The following is a 1,863-nucleotide window of genomic DNA, read 5'->3' as shown; positions in this document are numbered from 1 at the left end:
AATCGGCATAGGGGACGACCATGAGGCCGTACCCCTGCCACACCACCCGGCATGCGGGTCCGCACCGGGCGGTTCGGGAAGTTGAGGTTATGAGAGTCGGGGCACACCCAGCCGGTCGAAGTACGCGAGGGTCAATACGCTATTCAGGAGCTTGCCGCTATTACGCCACCAGCGACAGCTGTTCGCCGCCACCTGTTGCGCCACAGCGGACGGTGCGCCCAGCGCACGCAGTTCCCGGTAGATGGTCGGACCGCGGCGCCAGTGTTTGAGCTGGATGACACGCAGCCGGTGACGCATCCACTTGTCCAGATCCAGCCAGACTCGTGGCGTCTGCGCCATCCGGAAGTACGCCTTCCAGCCCAATACATAAGGCCGTAACCGTTCCACCACGTCCTTCATGCTGCGCCCGCCGCTACGGCCGGTCAGTTCACGAATGCGGCGTTTGAACGCCAGCAGCGATCTGGCCGCCACCTTGCGCTTGATGACACCGCCGGACGCTACCCATAGGCTGTAGCCCAGAAACTTGCGACCGAACACACTGGCGACTGCGCTTTTGGTCTCGTTGACCTTCAACCGCAGTTGCCCATACAGACGACGCAGCAGCGCCATCACCCGCTCGCCAGCACGGCGGCTACGAACATAGACATTCGCATCGTCGGCATAGCGCGCGAAGCAGTGGCCTCGCCGCTCCAGTTCCTTGTCCACCTCATCGAGCAACACGTTGGCCAGCAACGGCGATAGCGGCCCGCCCTGTGGCGTGCCCTGTTCGCGCTGCTGAACCACGCCGCCATCCATGATGCCGCTGTTCAGATACGCCCGGATCAGCCAGATCACGCTGGCGTCCCCAATACGTTTCTGCAGTCGGTCGATCAGGATGTCGTGGTTGACCCGGTCGAAGAACTTCTCCAGATCAACATCCACCACGATTCGCCGACCCGACTGCACGTACGACTGCGCGGCAAGCACCGCATCGTGCGCACGCCGTCCAGGCCGGAAGCCGTAGCTGTGCTCGCTGAAGCCAGGGTCCAGAACCGGTTGCAGCACCTGCAGCAGCGCCTGCTGGATCAGCCGGTCCGTCACCGTCGGGATGCCAAGCTCGCGCTCGCCTCCGTCCGGTTTCGGAATCGTCACCCGCCGTACCGGACTGGGCCGGTACGTCCTCTTCAGCAACTGTTCACGGATCGCGGGCCACGCCGTCACCAGATGGCGCGACGTCTGGTCAATATCCAGACCGTCCACGCCAGCGGCTCCCTTGTTGGCCCGTACCCGTTTGAACGCCTGCTTCAGGTTCTCCCTCGTCAGCGCCGCCATCAGCAGCGGTGACCCTGTGTCCCCGGATTCATGGCGCGGGCAACAGCCTTCGTCGCTCACGGGCATAGACGCAGCTTCACCGCGTATGCTTCCCGCTCGCCCCGCTCGCACGGGCATCTGACGCATTGCCTGTCGCATCGACATGACGCTGGACACTCCTTCCCGTTCGGCCCTTCGTCACCAGCTTCAGCCTCATCGACCTGTCCTGTGACTACTACGACCTCTGCTGACTTCTCGCTCCGGCTCGACGCCGTCGCCCTTTCAGGCATAAGGCGAGATCTCCCCAGGTAAGAGCGCACTCCTTCATCGCACAACCGCCGCATTTACGCTGCTTCGCCTTGGTCACGAGAGCTTCGCGGTGCGTTGCCCGCTCGCCCTGCACGGCAGCGCCTTCTATGCAGTTCTTGTCCATCGGCTCACGATTTACGCTCCACGCTTCCTCTCCACATTCGGTCGCCCTCATGCAGTTGCGCTTCACTTCATTCGCTGTGACCAGCTTATGGCGGGACTTGCACCCGCAGGAGTGCGCCCATGCTGGGCGCACAACGACAA

Annotated in this window: 1 protein-coding gene; it reads right to left on the bottom strand. The window is 63.2% G+C overall.

Annotated elements, in window-relative coordinates:
• Nucleotides 1-87: 87 nt before the first annotated feature.
• Nucleotides 88-1,455 carry a group II intron reverse transcriptase/maturase gene (gene ltrA, locus JMF86_RS34815; protein ID WP_011548086.1) on the bottom strand — a complete coding sequence of 456 codons (1,368 nt, stop codon included), beginning with the start codon at nt 1,453-1,455 and terminating at the stop codon, nt 88-90.
• Nucleotides 1,456-1,863: the final 408 nt, after the last annotated feature.

It is taken from the genome of Burkholderia sp. E168m15 (genome assembly GCF_016586105.1).
In the GTDB taxonomy this organism is placed as follows: Bacteria; Pseudomonadota; Gammaproteobacteria; order Burkholderiales; family Burkholderiaceae; genus Burkholderia; species Burkholderia orbicola.
The sequence above is the reverse complement of the archived record's forward strand: the minus strand, read 5'-3'. Positions and strand labels throughout refer to the sequence as shown.

Bases quoted from the DNA above. Each gene is read 5' to 3' on its own strand.
- ltrA (WP_011548086.1), bottom strand. From the start codon at position 1,455: ATGTCGATGCGACAGGCAATGCGTCAGATGCCCGTGCGAGCGGGGCGA.